Origin of the sequence: Bradyrhizobium sp. BRP20, assembly GCF_020194215.1 — a bacterium.
GTDB classification, from domain to species: Bacteria; Pseudomonadota; Alphaproteobacteria; order Rhizobiales; family Xanthobacteraceae; genus Bradyrhizobium; species Bradyrhizobium yuanmingense.
This window is the reverse complement of the sequence record NZ_JADYVY010000021.1, coordinates 47650-65407: the sequence shown is the minus strand read 5'-3', so window position 1 is coordinate 65407 and position 17758 is coordinate 47650. Positions and strand designations below refer to the sequence as shown.

Below are 17758 nucleotides of genomic sequence, written 5' to 3'. Positions count from 1 at the left end.
CCTGCACGCACCAGCTAGCTTGCGTTGGCTGCCTGTCTGGCCTCGGCAAGACCGAGCGGCTCGGACTTCGGGACGCGGGCTGATCTTGCCCCGCCAGGCGCAAGCCGGTTGATCAATCTTCTAGCGGGATCTTCGACATAGCGATATGTCACGTCGGCAACGACTGTCAGAACGATGCAGCAGACCAATGCAAACATTGGAAACACACTCGGTTGAAGTCCGAAATAGTGCCAGGCCGGCTTGAAAAGCAGGATCAGCAGCACTTCGTGAACCATGTAGATCGCATAAGACGTATTGCCGAGGCGGCCAAGCCAGTCGGAGCCGGGAAACCGCGCGAAGGCGCTTTCTCCAATGGCTGTGACGAGGATTGCGAGAGAGAACAGTATGATTGCAAGGTCGGGCTTCGCAAAGAAGTTGAGGACCAGGATCGAGACGGCAAACAGCGCTATTCCGGCGAATGCGACCGGCTTCTTGCGATAGTCGCTCGAGAGCCTGAACAGGACAGTCAGGAGAATTCCGTTCAGGAAGCTCGGAAGCGCCCGTAACATCCCGAAATCGAAAGTTGCCCCGTACATCTGTGAGCGTTCCTGCCAGATCGGCAGGTGAGCATGGGCAAGGATTCCGTAAGAGAGCGCGACGATGATCGCGAGCATCAGCGGCGAGATCCTCCCGGCCAGCAGCATGAACAATGGGAATAATAGGTAACAGAACAGCTCGGCGCTGATGGACCAAGCCGGCGAGTTGAAGCTGAGATGATCTGTGATGCCCCATGCTTGCACGAGGAACAGGTTCTGAATGAAATCCGTCCAGCTCGCGTGCGAGGTCGGACCGGATATGCCCATGAGGGCAAGGCCCGCGAATATCAACAATGTGAGCAGATGCAAGGGGTAGATGCGCGCGATCCGCCTAACGAGGAAGCGCGTATAGGAGCGCAGGCCGGTCGAGCTTGAAGGATAGGAATAGGAGATCACGAAGCCGGACAGGATGAAGAACATGTCCACGAACAGGCCATAGGACCCGTTCCAGGCCGGCGAGATGCCCTTGTCGATCAGCTTCAGGTGGAAGATGAAGACCCCGAGCGCGGCGACGAAGCGGTAGAAGTCGAGAACGACAAAACGTCTTGCTTCACTGGCTTCCATCGGGGCTCGGTTTCCTTGCACGGTTCGTCGCTTTTCTAGAGACGAATTGTGACGCAAGTTCGCAAGCGCGGCGGCCGATGCGGCACAATCCGACCATCCCTCCGAATTCATGGGGCTCATCCAATTGCAGATGGCAGAGAGCCCTTCGCTCATCGATGAGGCAGGCGCCCGACCAACGAGCGATCAGGGGCCGGGACATGGTCCCGGCCCCCAGCGACGTTGGCGCCCGTTTGGGCAGATTTCGCCGTGCTTAGACGAACACGAAGTCGTGGCTGGTCAGGCTGGAGACGTAGACGTTCTTCAGCAGAATCGAGTCGGTGGCCGAGAACGTGATGAGCGCGTTCGTGCCGGACTGCGTGATCTGGAGGTGGCTGTAGTCCTCCGCCAGCAGTTTCGAGATCGCGATCGTGTCGTGCGTCGTCCCGCTGCCGGCCTGGAAGTTGAGGATCTGGTCCTGGCCGTGGTCGTACGCGATGGTCGTCGAGTTCGGCGCCGCCGAGAACACGTCATTGCCGGCCCCGCCCTGGATCGTCACGCCGCTGGCGACGGCCGTGACGTTGTGGGTGCCATCGGACTTGGTCTGGTCGATGAACTGGAGCGCCTTGGCGGTGTTGTAGTTCTCGTGCTGCGTGACGCCGGCCTGTCCGTTGAAGTTGAACAGGAAGACGTCCCTCGAGCCGTCGGCGTGACTGGCGATCTCCTGGGTCTTGATGCCGGCACTGTCATAGATGTCGGTCAGCTTGCTGCCGTCATTGTTGATGACCTGGGTATAGTCCAGAGTGCCGTCGGCGTGGGTCCTTGTGATCTCAACGATTTTGCCCGAGGCATCGAGGTGCTGGTGCTGCGTCGTGTAGGACTGGCCGGTGATGTTGTAGTTCCAGTTGTCCGACGTGCCGTCGGCGTTCTTGATATAGGCAGCGGTCTTGATCCCGCCGGTGTAGACCGTGGTGGAACTGTAGCCGTCGCTCTTGGTCGTCACCTCGCTGGTGATGATTCCGTTGGCGTCATACCAGCCCGAGGTCTTGGTGCCGTCGGCGCTCTGCACAAGGGTGAATGCCAGGCTGTCGTCGGCGTGGGTCCGCACGATGTGCGTAAGGAAACCGGTGGTATCGTAGGTATCGTGCTCTTTCGTGTAGTTCTGACCGATGACGTTGAAGAGATAGACATCCCTCGAGCCGTCGGAGTGATAGTCGGTTTGTGTCTTCTTGACGCCTGAAGCGTCGTAATTGGTCACGACGCTGCCACCGTCGCTGCCGACGACCTGGGTGTAGTCGAGCGTGCCGTCGGCGTGCCAGCGGGTCACCTCCGTCGTCTTGCCGGTCGGATCGAGATGCTGGTGCTGCGTGGCATAGCTCTGGCCGGTGATGTTGTAGGTGTAATTGTCTTGGCTCAGGTCGGCATTGGTGATGTAGGCCGCAGTTTTCAGGCCGTTGGTATAGACCGTTGTCGAGCTGTAACCGTCGGCCTTCGTGATCACCTCGCTGGTGAGGACTCCCTTGGCATCGTACCAGTCCGTTGTCTTGGTTCCGTCCTTGCTCTGCACCAGCTTGAACGCCATGCTGCCGTCCGCGTGCTTCCGGATCAGCGTCGTGAGGAAGCCGGTTGCATCGTAGACATTGTGTTCGGTCGTGTAGTTCTGGCCGGTGATGTTGTAGAGGAAGACATCCTTGCTGCCATCAGCGTGGTACTCGGATTGTTTCGTCCGTACTCCCGTCGAGTCATAGATGGTGACGACGCTGCTCCCGTCGTTGTTGACGACCTGGGTATAGTCGAGCGTGCCGTCCGCGTGCTTGCGGGTGACGGACGTGACCTTGCCGGACGGATCGATGTGCTGGATCAGCGTGGTGTAGCTCTGGCCGGTGATGCCATAGGCATAGTTGTCCAGACTACCGTCGGCGTTCTTGATGTAAACTTTTGTCTTGACGCCGTTGCTGTAGAGGGTTGTCGAGGCGAAGCCGTCGGCCTTTTGGACCACCTCGCTGGTGAGGCTGCCGGCGGCATTGTACCAGTTGGTCGTCTTGGTGCCGTCGGCGGTCTGCATCAGCTCGAAGGCCAGGCTGCCGTCGGCATGCAGGCGCGTCAGGGTCGTGAGGAATCCGGTCGAATCGTAGACGTCGTGCTGGGTCGTATAGTTCTGGCCCTTGATGTTGTACGTCCAGACATCCTTGCTGCGATCGGCATGGTAGGCGGTCTCGACCAGTTTCACTCCCGTGGCGCTGTACAACGTGATCACGCTGCTGCCGTCACTATTGTAGACCTGGGTCGAGTCCAGCGAGCCGTCGGCATGGCTGCGGATCACCGAAGTGACCTTCCCCGAAGCGTCGAGATGCTGCACCTGGGTGGTGAAGCTCTTGCCCGTGATGTTGTAGGTATAGTTGTCCTGCGAGCGGTCCGCGTTCTTGACGTAGGCGGCTGTCTTCACGCCGTTCGTGTAGAGCGTGGTGGAATAATAGCCGTCGGGCTTCTGGACGACTTCGCTCAGCAGGGTGCCGGACGTGTTGTAGGTGTCTGTTGTCCGGGTTGCGTCGGTTCCGACATGAACGAATTTCGTCTGCACGCCGCCGGTGTAGCTGATCACGTCCTTGGAGCCGTCGCTGTATACGACGGTGGTCGAGGTCGGCTGCCCGCTTGAATTCAGGCCGGTGTCGGATTTCGAGAGCAGCTTTCCGGTCGAATCGTAAGCCCGCGTGCTGGTCCAGGTCGCCGCCGAGTTCGTCACCGAGAACGAATATCCGCCCTGGATCTTGGACAGCGCATTGCCGTAGTGGGCGATCATGTAGTCCATGGTCGCCTTCGAGGCGACCTGCAGGACGTGGGAGTCGGTCAGGGTGATGGTCTGCAGCGCCGTCGATTCGCTCAGATCCGACAGTTGCGGCACGATCTCTGCAGCCGTCCCGCTGACGCTGGTCCTTGTGTCCGGCGCCGGCGGCGTGGTCGGGGGCGCGTCGATCTCGATGATCAGAGGATGATCGCTGACCGGAATGGTGATGGTGCTGACGTCGGTGTAGCTGGCGATCGCTGTAGTGCCGGTCAGCGTGTCGTACACCTTCACGGTATGATGGACCGCGCCGAGGTTCACCGTCACCGTCTGGGCCGCATTGGACAGCTCGGTATCGGTGGCATCGTTCCAGAGCTTCGGCTCGGCCCAGACGACGAGTTCGTAGGCGCCATTGCTCTTGCCGAGCACCATGCTGTTGCCGGTGGCCGGCATGTTGCTCAACGTGTAGTTCAATGGGTCAGTCGGCTGCAGGCCGCCCTTGCCGTCGTCGGCCAGAATGGTCGTCAGGTTGTGAATCGCCGTCGCGGCGAGCTTGGGCGTGCCGTCGGAGTTGAACAGGCCGAAATTGGCTTCGGGATTGGTGTTGGCTGCAGACGAGTCGCGGTCGAACAGCTCGTAGAGGTAAGTTGCACTCACGCCGGCCTTGTAGGCGACGACAAGCGTGTTCAGGATCGATTTGGCCTGCACCGTCTCGTTGGCGCCGAGATACTGGGTGTTGTTTTGCGTGGTGTAGCCGGTTTCCGTGATGACGACAGGCTTTCCCGGAGCCGCGGCCATGACGGCGCTCAGCGTCGCCGCAATGGAGTTGCTCGGATTGACGCCGGTGCTGACATAAGCGTGGGCGTTGGCATAGTCGACCGAGCCCGACATGTTGCCGAGCTGGCTGTAGCCCTGGGGGTCGTTGTAGGCCAGTGACAGATTGTAGACGGGGATGCTGGCGAGCGTCGCGTTGGCATTGACGGCCTGATAGAGCGCACTCTGGAACTGGGCCGCGGCAGTGAGGCTCGAGCTGCCATTGTAGCTGAAGGGCTGGTGATTGGCCTCGTTGAGCCCCTCGATGGCGCTGATGCTGCCCGCGTGGGTCGTCGCGAACTTCTCCAGCGAGGCGATGTATTTCTCAAGTCCCGCCGTCCCCGTCTGCGGCAGGGCGGAGGAGACCAGGAAGTCGAACTTGTAACCGGCGGCGGCAAGACCCTCGACCACCGGCTGCGCAGCGGGGCTGGTTCCCATCGCGTCGCGGAGATGGGTGACGCCGAGATACTTGAGGTCGTCGACCATCATCGCGAGATTGTTGTAGCCGGTCCACCCGAAGCCGGCATGCGTGTTGACGCCGATGGAGTTGATGAAGCCGCTGGCGGACAGGATGGTTTGATCGGACATTGCTCACTCGAATTTCAGCGCGAACGAAATTGCTCGCAGGGATTTGCGTTCAACCTTCTCTGTCGAGTGTGAATTTCAGATAAAAATGGAAGCTACAAATCGCGAGGGAAACGCGGTTCCTTGCGTAGGAACAGATCGACTCGACTCGCAGCAGAATGTTGATGCGATGCCTGTGCAGCGTGGCGTCAGGAAGGCGCTTTCAAGATTTTCGCGATCTGCGTTGCTGAATGTATGCGCATGAGGTGCGAGATCATCGGATTTGCACAGCGAGCCGGCAGCCATGCCGCTTTCATGGACGCGTAAGTTGATTGTATTTATCGTACTGGTTGTGTCCGTATTTTCACGGATGATGGCCCCGCCGCTTCTCGAAAGGTTGACGGTTCCACCCAGGAACAGGCAAGCGATGAGTGCGGCGAATTAGCTGCGGCGGGCCAGCATCAAAAAGTCGCCGCGCCATCCGACGATCGCCGTTGCGAGCGCGGCGATCACGATCTTGCCGGCGAGCCACGCCGCGGGCTCGGTCGGCATCGCGCCGAGCGATCCGATCAGCACCGCGGCCGCGACCGCCTGCGCGACCAGGGACCAGCGCGGGAATGCCTCGAACCGCAGCGTGGGGCCGAGCGCGGCCACGATCGTCACGAGCGTGGCGAGGCAGGCGCAGCCGACCGCCTGTCGCGGCGACAGGCCGGCCCATGCGGCGGCCAGCGCGACGGCAGCGACGATCGCGAGCTGGCCGGTCGCGACGGCCACGAGCCTCGTTGCGAGCTTCTCCAGGTGCGGAACGACCGCGACGGTTGCCTGGAGATGCGTGTGCAGGAAATAGAAGACGGCGACAACGGGTGCCGTCGTCAAAAAGCCGTCCAGGCTCTCCCGCGGCACCAGGATACGGGCTGCATCCGGAATGAAGCCGATGAGACCGCCGAGCAGCACGAGAGTCGTGCAGACCATGAACTCGAACATCCGCCGCGTCGATTGCACTGACTTCACGACGGTTCCGTGCTCGAAATCCTTCACGACATCGGGATAGCTGACGGTGTGGATCGCTGCATTGAGGACCCAGAACGGGCGTTGCAGCAGGTCGAGCGCGATCGAAAATCCGGCGCCGGCGCCCGTCGCGCCCAGCCGGCCTATGATGATGAAGCGAAGCAGCACCGGCACCGACAGATGGATGACGGACGCCCCCGCCGCCAGCATGCCGTAGCGGGAGAAATCCCTCCAGTCGGCCAGCATCGTCCGCAGCGGAACGCGCTCCAGCGGAGTGCGATAGGCCACGAGCCCCGCGAGCAGGCCCAGGGCGTGGCCCGCACTGACGCCGAGCAGCGCCGCTTCCGCCGTTCCCCAAATCGCCGCTCCCGCGGCAGCTCCGGTCAGAAGAGCGGTGGCGCGAAACGCCAGAAGAGAGGAGGCGACACCCAGCCGGTCGGACAGGCGGACCGACAGCAAATAGAGATCGGTCAGGCCCTGCAGCACGGAGATGCCGAGGCCGAGCGCGATGATCCCGGCCGGGAGCACGCTGGCCAGAGATGCGCAGCTGCCGACCACGACGAGCGCGCCCGCACTCGACAGGCCTGCGGCAAAGAGCGACCATCTCAGCCGCGCCGCCTCGTTCTCCCCGGCTGCTGCCAGAAAACGCAATCCGGCGAGCTGCAGCCACTCGAACATCAGGACGCAGAGCAACTGGCTTGAGGCCAGTGCCAGCGAGAAATTGGTGTAGTCGGCGGCGGGCAACAGATGGCTGATCGCGAAGATCAGGATGATCGCCGCGGCGCTCTGATAGAGGTAGCCCGCCATCGCGAAGAGGCGTGTCATCTCGGAATGAGGCGCTCCTTGCCGACGGCCCGGGGCGCGTCAGTCGTTGCTGCGCGCACGCGCGACATTCGCTGCTCGCGCAATTGCTCATACAGATTCTTGTAGGATGACAGCACGTCGGCAAATATCCACTTGTTGGTATCGGCGATCAGGCGCCGGCTGATCTCGTCGATCTTGTGCGGATCAGAGGCGACTGCGAGCATGCTGTCGGCCAGGGATTGCGGATCGGCTTCGGTCAGCCAGCCGGTCACGCCGTGCTCGATCACCTCGGGCATGCCGCCGAAGCGCGTTCCGAGCAGCGGCCTGCCGGCCGCCTTGGCATCTGCGACGACGAGTGGACCGGGGTCGTGCCAGATCGATGGCGCGACCACCACGTCGACCTGCCTGTAGAAATCGTCCGGCGCCACGAAGCCCATGAACTCGATGCGCGCATGCGGCGCGATGGCCTTTAGGCGGCGCTGCTCCTCCTCGCTGACCCGGCCGGCGATCATCATCCGGATGCGGTTGGGGGGCAGCATGGCCAGAGCATGCATCAAATTGTCGATGCCCTTCTCCTCGGTGAGCCGGCCGATGAACCCGAACGTCACTTCCGTGGTGCAGACCGGGCGAGGGTAGGGCTCGCGCGGCGGCTCGGTCGAGGCGTTGCGGATCACGGTTAGGATCGGCGTCTCCGCGAACATGCCCATGTCGGTGTGAATCGACAGCACGCGCTCGCTCACGCCGACCACCGCGCTCAGCCAATGCGTCGCGCGCTTGCGATGAAAGGTCAGGATTCCGCAGCTCGTGCAGGTGTGCTCGCAGGAGCGCCCCTTGTCGAAGCGCGAGCAGCGCGGGCAGGTCAGATAATAGTCGTGAAGCGTATGCAGCACCGGCACGCCGAGCTGGGCGGCAACGCGCCAGATCGCGGTGGTGAGACCCGACAGATTGTTGGAGTGCAGCACGTCAGGCTTGAAGGCCCGGATGCGTTCCGCGATCAGCGGCGCCTGCATCTGCCAGTCGTCGACCGCATGCCAGATGCTGCGCTTTACGATGTTCTTCGGAAGCGAGAAGGGCAGATGGAAGTTGCGCACTGGCGCAGAATAGACGTTGATGCCGTTGCAGCTTTCACGAACCTGCTCGGGCGCGGATGCGCTGCGGATCACCTCGACCTCATCTCCGCGCTGCACCAGGCCTTCGGCGAAGCGCCGCGCGAAGATCTCTGCACCGCCGACGATCTTCGGGGCCTGAGGCGTCGGATAAAGCGTGGACGTCAAAAGAACTTTCATCACCTAACCTCATGTCTTGCAAAATCGCGCTTACCGCGCCGGCCTTATCTCCAGGGCGGGAATGGCACCGTTGCTCGCTGCAATGAGAACCGGTGTGCTCGAAACCGGAATCCAGGCACCGGACGCGGGTCTTGCGGCCGAGTCGCACGGCATCGCAAACGTTACGCCGTCCTGATCGCCCTTGATCCGGACCTCGTAACGCCGGTCGGGAGTCTCGGACCAGACCGCAACTCTGCCGCCGGACGTCGTTGTTGCATTGATCGACACGACGCCGTTGGCGAGCTCGCGCTTCTCGGCGCTCAGGCTGGAGCGGATGAAAGCCCAGGCGCCCTGGACCGCGCAGGCGACGGGCTTCGGCGAATTGTCGAAACGGTAGAGCCCGAAATTGTGCTCCAGGTCCGATGGATTCTGCCCGCTGTCCTTGAGCTCGTAGAACCACATGCCTTTGAGCCAGCGCGTCGCGGTCGACGCCCACAGGATGAGCTGCGCACTGTTGTCAGCCTGGGCCTGCTCGCTGACGCCGCACTTGTTGGTGGCCGCGGTGGTCCAACCCGTCTCGGTGACATAGATCGGGAAGTCGGGGTTTCCGCTGGCTTGGCCGACGAGCCGGTGAAACGCCGTGAGTCGCTCGATGATCTCGGCCGAAGTCCGTTTGCTCGGGCCCATGCAGAAATTGTAGAGATGGATCGAAGCGCCGTCGGCATACTGCAGAATGCCCGTCCGCAGCATCTTCTCCGTCCATGTCCAGCCCAGATCATCGCCGAGGGCGCCGACCAGAAACGGCGCATTCGGCGCGGCGCGCTTGACCGCCGGGCGCGCGACTTGCGCCAGCGCCAGATAATTCTCCGGCGAGAACGCGGCGTCTTTCTTTGCCGCCAGGTTCCACTCGTTCCAGAGCTCGAACAGGGGATGCTGCGCTACGACGGATTGCGCCGCCGCTGCCGCATAGTCGGCGAACCGCTGCCGCGCCTCATCAGTCGTCGGCGGCGAGGAATTCGGAACGAGATGGTGGCCGAAGGCGAGGATCAGCAGCGGACGTGCGACGCCGGACCTGACCTGCGCTTCGAGCCTGCCAAGTCGGGGTGTGAAGCCCATCCGGCGTCCCCCAACCTCGAACTCGGACCAGGGAAAATCATCGCGAAAGGAATTGAGACCGAGTTGCTTGATCTGGGCGACGTTTTCCGAAGGCACGTATCCGCGCGCGCTCACCGGGCCGCCCAGCCCCTGATGCGTGCCGACCCCCAGCAGGAATCGGGCATCGAGCGGTTGCGCCTGCTGTGCGCAGACCGAGACCGGCAGGAGGATGGATGCGATGAGGCTCGCGAGGCGGAGACTGTCGCGGACCAAGGTGCGTGGGGGCGGTGCAGCCATCAGAAATTCTTGGAGAGATCCGACTGCAGTCCCGCCTTCGCCTCGACCGGCGTCCGCTCGCCCTGGAGGAGATCGGCGTAGACCTGCTGCAATTGTCCATGCGTCTTCTGAACGTCATAAAACTGCTTGAACCGGTCGTAGCCGCGCTGCCCCAGCACCTTGAGATCGAGATCGAGTGCGCGCCGGAAGCCATCCACGAGCGGCTGCACCGCGACGGGTTCGCAAAGCACGCCGGTCACGCCATCGACGACGATCTCGGGCAAAGCTCCGCTACGGAACGCAAGGATGGGTTTGGCCGCCCGCATCGCTTCGAGCGCAACGAGGCCAAAGGCTTCCCAACGTGACGGGATCACGACGAGGTCGGCGGCCTCGAGCTGGGTCTCGATGGTCGGGCGGTCGAGCCATCCCAGCAGGGACACGTTGGACGGGACGGTCGGACCTTCGTACTTGTTGACGACGGAGGCGCCGATCATGCGGACGTCCAGCACATCCTCGAGCGCGCGTGCCGCTTCGATCAGCAGATCGAACCCCTTCTGCCGGTCCAGGCGTCCGATGAAAAGGACCTTGACCTTCTTGGAGGTCCAGTCAGCCGCGACGGGCTGCGGCGTGCGGCTCTTCGAGATGCCGTTGTGGACCACGGTGAGGCGGTCGGCGGGAATTCCCGCGCGCACCGCCTCGCTATACTCGTCGCCGGAGATGCAGATGATTCGGTCTGACGTGCGCGCAAGCAGGTTCTCCACCGCCTTCGTCAGCAAATGACTGAAGCGGCCGGTCTCGCGCGAAAATGCCCAGCCGTGCGGACAATAGACGACGCGCGGTCCGCCCGAGCGGGCCGCCAGCGCGGGCCGGAGCACGAGCCCCGCAAGGGACGAATGCAGGTGCACCACGTCCGGTCTGAAGGCATCCAGCGCTTGCATGCTTGCACGCAACATCTGGAATAGGCCGGCGACGCTGCGTCCGGATCGCTCGAATGTCGTGATCTGGTTGTCATCGATCGCGCCGAGGTCGCCCCGATGATCCGACGGCACGACATAATGCACGTTCTCGGCACCGAAGCTGGCCTGCTGCTGAGGATGCAACTCGTTCAGATAGCTCGCGATCCCGCCACGGATCGTTTCGGCGATGTGCAGCACTTTCATCGTCTGCCTTGCATAGGGCCGCGTTGGAGAGCCGGACATCTGTATCCCTGTTCTGTGTTCGCTAGTGCGAAACACAGTTCCTCGAATACGTAGCGATATTGGGGCAGCGATGTGGTCATGTTGCGCCAAGGCGCTCGCGCTTCCGATCATCGCAAGAACGAAGAAGAAGTTTCATGGAACCGTGTTGAGAGGCGCGAGTTGCAAATCGTTTGTGCAGAAACCATTGCGCGCAATAGGCGAACCGCGCCGTGTTTCACGCAGCGCTGGCGACGTTCGCCGGCGCTGCGAGGTGATCGAGCAGCGCCTTCGCCGATTTCTTCCATGAATAGAGTGCAAGCCGATCCTGTTGCCGCCTGCGTTCCTGGTCCGAGATTGCGCCGATTGCCAGTCTTTCGAGCATGAGCTGCTTCAGCGCTTCGGCATCCGTGGCGCCAAAATATGCAGCCGCGTCGCCGCACGTCTCCACGACGGCGTCGGCCGTCGAGGCAATCACCGGGCAGCCGAAGATCATGGCTTCGAGTGGGGGCACGCCGAACCCCTCGTAGAGCGAGGGAAACACGAAGGCCGATGCGTGTGCATAGAGAGCTGCAATCTCGCTGTCGGTCAGACGGCCGGCCTGCAGCAGGCCGGAGACCCCTTCGCCAGAATTGTCCTGAAAGACCTTGCTGTTGTCGCCGCCGACGATGACCAGCGGAACGTCGGGCCGATCGAGCAGCTGGATGGCGCGGATCGCGACGGCCAGATTCTTGTTCTTGGTTTTCGAGCCCACGAAGAGGAAGAACTTCTGCGGCCGAACGCCGAGCCGGGCGAGAATGCCGGGATCGGGCTTCGTGGCCGCAAAGTGTTCGGCACTGTTGGGGAAGACCGGAATGCGCGATGGCGAGAGATTCAGCACGCCTGCAAGTTCCTTGCGCGAAAATCCCGACACCGTTGCGATGCTTGCGTGCCGGGCGAGCATCCGCCCCATCGTGCGATGGACGGTCAGATAGCGCCAGTTGAAGAAGTCGGGCCTGCGAAAGACCTGGGCATCGTGAATCACGACAATGTGGTCGCGATGGAGGACGGGCCCGGAATTGGCCAGGCTGATCAAGCGGCCTCCGGCGGCGGCGCGGGCGAGATCGATTTGATCCCACGCGTGCCCATGCAAACGGCCGACAGCCCGAATCTTGATCCGGTCGAGGTGAAGTTCCTCGCTTGCATCCGCAGGCTTGAGCAATTGCCAGTCCGCGTTGCGCAGCGAAGCCGGAGTCTGTTCCGACGCGAGCAGCCCGTCCATCGCTTTGACCATTTCGGCGGCATAGCGCTGCACGCCTGTGAGCTTTTGCGACAGAAAGCGGCCGTTGATGGAGATCTTCAGATGAGTGCTGTTCGTTGGAGAGCTTCTTGAAGTCTGTATCGTCATATTGTCCTAGCTGTGCGCGGATCGGGCCAGGCTATGGCCGGTACAAAGCAGCGCATCGGCACGGAAATATGACAGTCCGTTTCTCGTGCCTGAGACCCATTCATATTTTGGGCTTGCGGACGCCTGAAGTTTGATTTGGTTCCGACTCATATTCCTAGCTGCATCAGCGGATTACTAGGGTCGCCCTCCGGCCCCTTCCTTCAATCGCCCTTTGAGCGGCTAAGCCGCTCAACTTATTCCGGCGGATTTGTACGTCTCGCCAAGGCCGTGTTGTAGAGGAAGCCGACGGCTTTGGCCCGCTGAATGGCTACTTTGTGCCGATGACGAGCGGACCGTGCATCGTCCCCGCTCATCAGCGAGCCCCACAGCTCGTCATCAGCCCTCTCAAATAGATCTCGAAGGATTCGAGCCAGGGCGATGTCGCTGGTCTTCAGGGATAGCTTAACCGTGTGTCCTCGTACGTCGACATCTCGAAGCTCTGTCGGCACCCGGCGCCGATAATAATAGTTGGCCTTGAGGCAAAGGAGAAAACGGTCGGGATCGGAAGCGCTCTTTCGATGTCTGCCCATGTCCTGAATCTTTTCGTGGAGCGCCTGGTGAGGGCACCAGCTCATCAACGTCCGGCTGTGCGGGAACTCGTCCCGTGTCTGGGGCAGAACGCTGGCGGGGATGGATGTCAATTGGCGGTGCCTTTTAAAGCCGCACGGTCGGCTTGCCTCGTTTCCGTTTCGGTTTTTCCGGGCCTGCGCTCGACCTCACGACGAGCTTGATTCCTTCTTCGATTACTGACGTCGAGTACTTTCCGCCGAAATGTTCGCGTTCCTTCAGCACTTGATGCGCTGCTCGGCGGAGCGCTCCATTCACGATTTTCTCCAGGCCTGCCGCATATTCGAACTCGCGGTTGCGCTCCGAATTTCCTCGCGACAGTTCAACTTCTGGAAGACTGAGTGTTCGCTTCTCGTCCTCAGCCGCAAGAAAAGATCCGCTCAAAGACGCGAGCTTCCTCTGGGCACTGACCAGCCTCAAAACGATTGGCATGATCGGTGCGGCCGATCCGCTTCCAGCTAGCGTCCTCAGCACTGCCGCAGCAAGATCGGCCAAGTGACTCAGGGCTTGCTGTTTTGCATGAAGGATTTCGATGTCGCGATCAGAGTTTTCGCTCACGACCCTGAAGGTAGTCGGCTTTTCCTCATCGTTTGTCACGGCAAGAATCTCCTGCTGAATTGCCCATAAGATTTGAGCTTCGCAGGGTTTCATTGGCTGGCGTCATCGTCCATAGGGGTCCATGGTTTCGAAGGAGATCCGTTTTCATCATCCAACTGGGCAGGTGTAGGGAGAGGATATCTCGGGAGTTCGAAGCCCAAGATTTCAGAGACCCAAGCGATTCGTACGTCGTTGATCATGTCGAGATGTTGCGAGTGAAGGTGATACAAGTCGGTCGCCGGAGATGGCACGATGTGTCTCCACCAGGTCGTGCCATTCACAAGATGCACCAAGAAGTGTACCTGGTTGCCTTGCCGAGATAGAACCTCTCTTGACATTTGTAGTTGCTCGGCTTGTTGGTAGATCAAATACAGGCCACGCATTTTGCCGATCTTGATGTGAAGCGCGACGCAGCCTTGGGGGAGATGCGCACCGCCAGCGATACGGCGATCAGTCTCTACAAATTTGACTTCGTCGTTTGCGGTGATCTCGCCCACGACAGGGACGGCCTTAGTCGCCCAGGCATAGGCATCGGACGCGTAGCTAAAGCCTAGTAGTTCGTGGGGTACGCGAAGGATGCGACCAATTTCCACCGCGCGGTTGGCGTCGAGCCATGTGTCGCATTGCTCTAATTTCCGAACGGTTTCTCCTGACACTCCGAGTTTACGCCCTACCTCCTGTCTTGTGAGGCCAGCCCGAATACGAAAGAATCGGATCGAGTTAGGAGGCGGTGGCGTTACGAGCCGGCTTCGCTCCTTTTGTGAAACAGGACTCATTGTCTTTGCGCCTCCACACTGGTGGCCGCTTCAGTGAGAGGAGACGTCTCCCCGGCGTGCGAATGGGCTGGGCTTGTAGCCCATAGCTCCTTTGCAACTTGCAAGGGTTCAAGTTGCAGGTTGGTCCACCATGCGCGCTCGTTCCCGTGGCGATGCAGAGCCAGGTGGTGAGATCGACAGAGTGGAACGGTGAATTCATCGCTTACTTTCCTTCCCAACGTGCTTGGCTGGGCAAACTTCAGGTGATGAGCATCAACTGGCGATTTTTGACAAACGAGACAGCCTTGTGCGCGGATGAAGGCAAGATGAGCTTTGCTTCTCTTTCGCGGGCGCTCCTTGGGAAAGGCAAGAACCTGATCTTCATGGCACACGTCGTGAGGATCGCCGCGCTTCTCGCTGGTAACCTCCCGCTGTAGACTGGTGTGCTGAGGCTTTGTCGGATCGGCGGAAGTCCGTGACGCTGGGTTCACATCCGACAGACCTATCGCCTCATCCTCGACAATGAGGCCGACCAAGCTGAGGAGCGCGTAGTGGCGAGCGCCAGTGAGGGTCGATTGCGGCGCCTTAACGTCCACGAGGACGGGGAGATCAGAGGAGATCCATTCTCCAGAAACGTGTGCGAGTAGGGTCCTGAGGCACATTTGTCCCGTCACCTGCTCGGTCCGGGTGGCCTGAATGATGGCAATCTCCTGCCGACCCAGTGTTCTCCGCACGATGTCAAAGCTGGTCGCCAATGACGACTGTGCAAGGTTCAGCAGTTCAGCGTGAGCGCGGGCGATGGCGGCCGCAATGGTGTCGATGTGTTCGCTGGACTGATGCATGATGGTCTTACTTTGGTGAGCGGGAAGTTTGGCTCGCGCGGAACGTGTGAGTCTGGCGCGCTGAGATCCCACCCTGTTTCCCGGTGGAATCATCTTCGAGCCTGCTTTGAGTTCTCTAGCTCGCCGGGTGCATCGCGGGCTCTGAGGTGTGAGGTTGGAAAGTTCGCCCACTGTCCGGAAGCGGACATGTCGATGACCTTGATCGAACTTGGCCTTGGTCTAGGGGCTTCAATTCCGAAAAGAGCGGGCGACTCGCCTGTCTGAACGCAACGGACAAATTTCTTCTCAGCTGTCAGGAGAAGATGTTGATAGAGCGGATCGGCAGGTACGGTCATTTCGATCCATTTCCCGTCTCCGGTGATGATCGAGAGAAGTGCAGACCGTGCAGCCATGACCCACATGGAATGTTGCAGATGCGCCATGTGTAGGTCCGCAATTTCCGGCTCGGAGAAATGCCCGGATGGCAAAAAGCACGCGCGGAAGACCGCCCCCGTATCTCGGACAAGGCCATTAAGGTCCGCTCTCATCCACTTGTGGATCGGATGTCGGACCGGACGCCGGAGTTCTTGGACTTTGTGGCCGCTCGCACGCTCATACAGCCTGCGATTGAGGTGCTCGGTGACGTTGCCGAGCTGGACGATCAGGTCGTTACCGAGGTCCAGCGGAAAGGCCTCTCCGCGCTTTTCACGCCAAAGCCCGATGAGCTTGTCTTGATCGTCTCCCATAATCACCTCAGCGTCGGATCCGCCAATGAAGTCCATCCGGGAGTATAGGCGTCGCGTCGGGACAACCATTGTCCTCTCCATCTAAAAACGACAGATATGATTATAATGTACATTTTGGACAAATCAATCGCTTTTCGACATATTTTCTTAGAAAGGTGATTTGGATGATTTCTCCGATGCAGTGCCGTGCCGCGCGCGGTCTTCTTGATTGGAGTCAGCAGGATCTTGCTGATCGGGCCAGAATTGGGATCGTAACCGTACGACAATTGGAGGCGGGGATTCACGAACCGCGACGATCCACACTCCAGGTCGTTCGAATGGCTTTCGAAGCCGCCGGTGTGCAATTTATCGAAGAAAATGGGGGAGGGCCGGGCGTTCGGCTGAGCAAGCCTATGCGGTGACTACCAGTCGCTGGTCCAACAAGAAGAAGACCTCGACGATCAAGGCTGAACGCTTACACAATCCGGACGCGGTTCTAGTTCGAGACTGCCACAGTGGTTTTTTTCATCGCAAAGGGCAGCGTTACATCGCTGGCTTGCGTCGGATGCGGCTGCCCCCCTTGGAACTACACCCACTTTTACCGGTGGCACAGCCCTTTCGGCAGAACCGCGAAGTCATTTCCTCTCGCCGCCAGCATGAGCGCTAAGAGAACCAAGAGGATGAGAAGTCCTCGCATCTCAATGCTTCGAGCTAAGGCAAAGCTGCGCGTCCTTCCCGGTTCGCTCGAACGCTAGGATAGCTGAAATGGCAGCGCCTCATGTGATTGGCCTTCAAACCTTGTCGGCGAAGAGTTGCGCGCGGAAAGCGAGCACGGTCACGCCAACGGACGCACTGTAATTGTTGAATATCGCTGGGCGGACGGCGAGAAAGACCGCCTGGGAGCGCTTCGCCACACGAAGACCGCCTTCACGACTGCAGGCGATTTAGGACCCAACGTCATCGTCACGAAAGCGAGAACTACCGGCAACGGGGTTCTAATGAGGGGACATCCCGGGAAACCTTCTGGTCAAGGGACATCGCAAGTCGATGATACGAATTCGGCACTTCGTGACACGGCAATCGCCTTCACGCGCCCAAGCCGCTAGGACACGAAGGTCAGCGCCACAATGGCGAACCCACCCGCAACGGGTTGTTGGGGGAGGGGACAAGGGGATATCGCACCTCCATGAGACGAACTAGACTCATCCCGAAGACTGCGCACCACTTAAGACGAATTCAGCGCGCATGATTGGCGGCTATGTCAGCTAATCTTACATGTGGCAACCAGATGCCTTGATAACGAAACGAAGAGATCCTTAGTCAGCGTCGCGGCGCGCGTGTTGAATGCATTGACCTCGTCCATAGTATTGACTCATGCAGTGCGCAGCAGTCGGTACTTGTAATAGCGGAACACGTAGGACCCAAACGGAGGATCTGCGTTTCAACTCATCGGCTGGATCATTCGTTAATGGAAATCAACCTGGAAATCTAAATTAGCGCATCGCCCCGCTTGGATATACGCGAATCGCTGTATCGTTGCTTCGACGGGCCGAGCAGTTGGAGTAACAATGGCAGTACCAGTCGACGCGCAGAACTAGTGCTGCGTACGTTTCGCCGGCCAATATCCCAGATCATACGCCGCTCGTATTGCATCCGATGCGCAGGCGTTCGCCCTCTTGGCAAAACTCGCCAATTTTTGATCGCTTAATAAGTAGCGTGTGCGACTCGCGCGAGCGAGTTCCTGCATCAGAGCATTGCCCCTTCTTATGGTTTCTACCCACCACGCGTGAGAACGGGGTGTAGAAAGTTGAACGCAGCGGTTCGGAAAAAAGTTCGACTTCACCAGATCACGTTTACTTTGCAGAAGGGAGAAATCATCAATTTCGGAAAGGGCGATCATGGTTGCCTTCTTGATTCGCCGGACAAACCCACACTCTCACTCACCACACCTGCACCGGAGCGATAACCAA

The 17758-nt window shown here is 60.2% G+C and carries 14 protein-coding genes; 1 reads left to right on the top strand and 13 read right to left on the bottom strand.

The features are described from left to right. Window positions 1-14: 14 nt before the first annotated feature. The 12 genes from I6F33_RS32785 to I6F33_RS32735 all read right to left on the bottom strand — a co-directional run bounded on the left by I6F33_RS32785 (window position 15) and on the right by I6F33_RS32735 (window position 15878). Window positions 15-1139: an acyltransferase gene (locus I6F33_RS32785; RefSeq protein ID WP_225145273.1), complete on the bottom strand. Its 1125-nt coding sequence runs from the start codon at window positions 1137-1139 to the stop codon at window positions 15-17. Window positions 1140-1389: 250 nt separating this feature from the next. After that, the gene (locus I6F33_RS32780; RefSeq protein WP_225145272.1) at window positions 1390-5298 is read right to left on the bottom strand and encodes an RHS repeat protein; all 3909 of its coding nucleotides are present in this window, start codon (window positions 5296-5298) and stop codon (window positions 1390-1392) included. Window positions 5299-5715: 417 nt separating this feature from the next. Then, window positions 5716-7107, bottom strand: coding sequence for a hypothetical protein (locus tag I6F33_RS32775; protein WP_225145271.1), 1392 nt, complete (start codon window positions 7105-7107; stop codon window positions 5716-5718). Beyond that, a complete protein-coding gene (locus I6F33_RS32770; protein WP_225145270.1) occupies window positions 7104-8372 on the bottom strand; it encodes a glycosyltransferase family 4 protein in 1269 nt (422 codons plus the stop codon). The genes I6F33_RS32775 and I6F33_RS32770 overlap by 4 nt, the downstream gene beginning before the upstream one ends. A 30-nt stretch (window positions 8373-8402) precedes the next feature. After that, window positions 8403-9743: a hypothetical protein gene (locus I6F33_RS32765; protein ID WP_225145269.1), complete on the bottom strand. Its 1341-nt coding sequence runs from the start codon at window positions 9741-9743 to the stop codon at window positions 8403-8405. Continuing rightward, window positions 9743-10882, bottom strand: a complete 1140-nt coding sequence (locus I6F33_RS32760) for a glycosyltransferase (protein ID WP_225145268.1) — start codon at window positions 10880-10882, stop codon at window positions 9743-9745. Before I6F33_RS32760 ends, I6F33_RS32765 begins: the two co-directional genes overlap by 1 nt. A 253-nt stretch (window positions 10883-11135) precedes the next feature. After that, a complete protein-coding gene (locus tag I6F33_RS32755; protein ID WP_225145320.1) occupies window positions 11136-12239 on the bottom strand; it encodes a glycosyltransferase family 1 protein in 1104 nt (367 codons plus the stop codon). Between the two features lie 278 nt (window positions 12240-12517). Beyond that, window positions 12518-12853, bottom strand: a complete 336-nt coding sequence (locus tag I6F33_RS38675; protein WP_369418192.1) for a DUF6538 domain-containing protein — start codon at window positions 12851-12853, stop codon at window positions 12518-12520. 124 nt (window positions 12854-12977) lie between these two features. Continuing rightward, window positions 12978-13487 carry a hypothetical protein gene (locus I6F33_RS32750; RefSeq protein ID WP_225145267.1) on the bottom strand — a complete coding sequence of 170 codons (510 nt, stop codon included), beginning with the start codon at window positions 13485-13487 and terminating at the stop codon, window positions 12978-12980. 50 nt (window positions 13488-13537) lie between these two features. Continuing rightward, window positions 13538-14263, bottom strand: coding sequence for a helix-turn-helix transcriptional regulator (locus I6F33_RS32745; protein WP_346657219.1), 726 nt, complete (start codon window positions 14261-14263; stop codon window positions 13538-13540). Further along, a complete protein-coding gene (locus I6F33_RS32740) occupies window positions 14260-15084 on the bottom strand; it encodes a hypothetical protein (RefSeq protein ID WP_225145265.1) in 825 nt (274 codons plus the stop codon). The genes I6F33_RS32745 and I6F33_RS32740 overlap by 4 nt, the downstream gene beginning before the upstream one ends. Window positions 15085-15173: 89 nt before the next feature. Next, window positions 15174-15878 (bottom strand): YqaJ viral recombinase family protein, encoded by a 705-nt coding sequence (locus tag I6F33_RS32735; RefSeq protein WP_225145264.1) that lies wholly within the window; start codon window positions 15876-15878, stop codon window positions 15174-15176. A gap of 95 nt (window positions 15879-15973) precedes the next feature. Here I6F33_RS32735 and I6F33_RS32730 point away from each other — a divergent pair, with 95 nt between their 5' ends. Beyond that, complete coding sequence (locus I6F33_RS32730; RefSeq protein ID WP_225145319.1) at window positions 15974-16210, top strand: helix-turn-helix transcriptional regulator; 237 nt, start codon at window positions 15974-15976, stop codon at window positions 16208-16210. Window positions 16211-17382: 1172 nt separating this feature from the next. Here the strand turns inward: I6F33_RS32730 and I6F33_RS32725 are convergent. Next, entirely contained in the window at window positions 17383-17688 is a 306-nt protein-coding gene (locus I6F33_RS32725) for a hypothetical protein (protein WP_225145263.1), read from the bottom strand. Window positions 17689-17758 lie beyond the last annotated feature (70 nt).

Coding starts and splice junctions, on each gene's coding strand:
- I6F33_RS32740 (WP_225145265.1), bottom strand. CDS start 15,084: ATGCATCAGTCCAGCGAACACATCGACACCATTGCGGCCGCCATCGCC.
- I6F33_RS38675 (WP_369418192.1), bottom strand. CDS start 12,853: ATGGGCAGACATCGAAAGAGCGCTTCCGATCCCGACCGTTTTCTCCTT.
- I6F33_RS32770 (WP_225145270.1), bottom strand. CDS start 8,372: ATGAAAGTTCTTTTGACGTCCACGCTTTATCCGACGCCTCAGGCCCCG.
- I6F33_RS32765 (WP_225145269.1), bottom strand. CDS start 9,743: ATGGCTGCACCGCCCCCACGCACCTTGGTCCGCGACAGTCTCCGCCTC.
- I6F33_RS32730 (WP_225145319.1), top strand. CDS start 15,974: ATGATTTCTCCGATGCAGTGCCGTGCCGCGCGCGGTCTTCTTGATTGG.
- I6F33_RS32780 (WP_225145272.1), bottom strand. CDS start 5,298: ATGTCCGATCAAACCATCCTGTCCGCCAGCGGCTTCATCAACTCCATC.
- I6F33_RS32745 (WP_346657219.1), bottom strand. CDS start 14,263: ATGAGTCCTGTTTCACAAAAGGAGCGAAGCCGGCTCGTAACGCCACCG.
- I6F33_RS32725 (WP_225145263.1), bottom strand. CDS start 17,688: ATGATCGCCCTTTCCGAAATTGATGATTTCTCCCTTCTGCAAAGTAAA.
- I6F33_RS32760 (WP_225145268.1), bottom strand. CDS start 10,882: ATGAAAGTGCTGCACATCGCCGAAACGATCCGTGGCGGGATCGCGAGC.
- I6F33_RS32735 (WP_225145264.1), bottom strand. CDS start 15,878: ATGGTTGTCCCGACGCGACGCCTATACTCCCGGATGGACTTCATTGGC.
- I6F33_RS32785 (WP_225145273.1), bottom strand. CDS start 1,139: ATGGAAGCCAGTGAAGCAAGACGTTTTGTCGTTCTCGACTTCTACCGC.
- I6F33_RS32775 (WP_225145271.1), bottom strand. CDS start 7,107: ATGACACGCCTCTTCGCGATGGCGGGCTACCTCTATCAGAGCGCCGCG.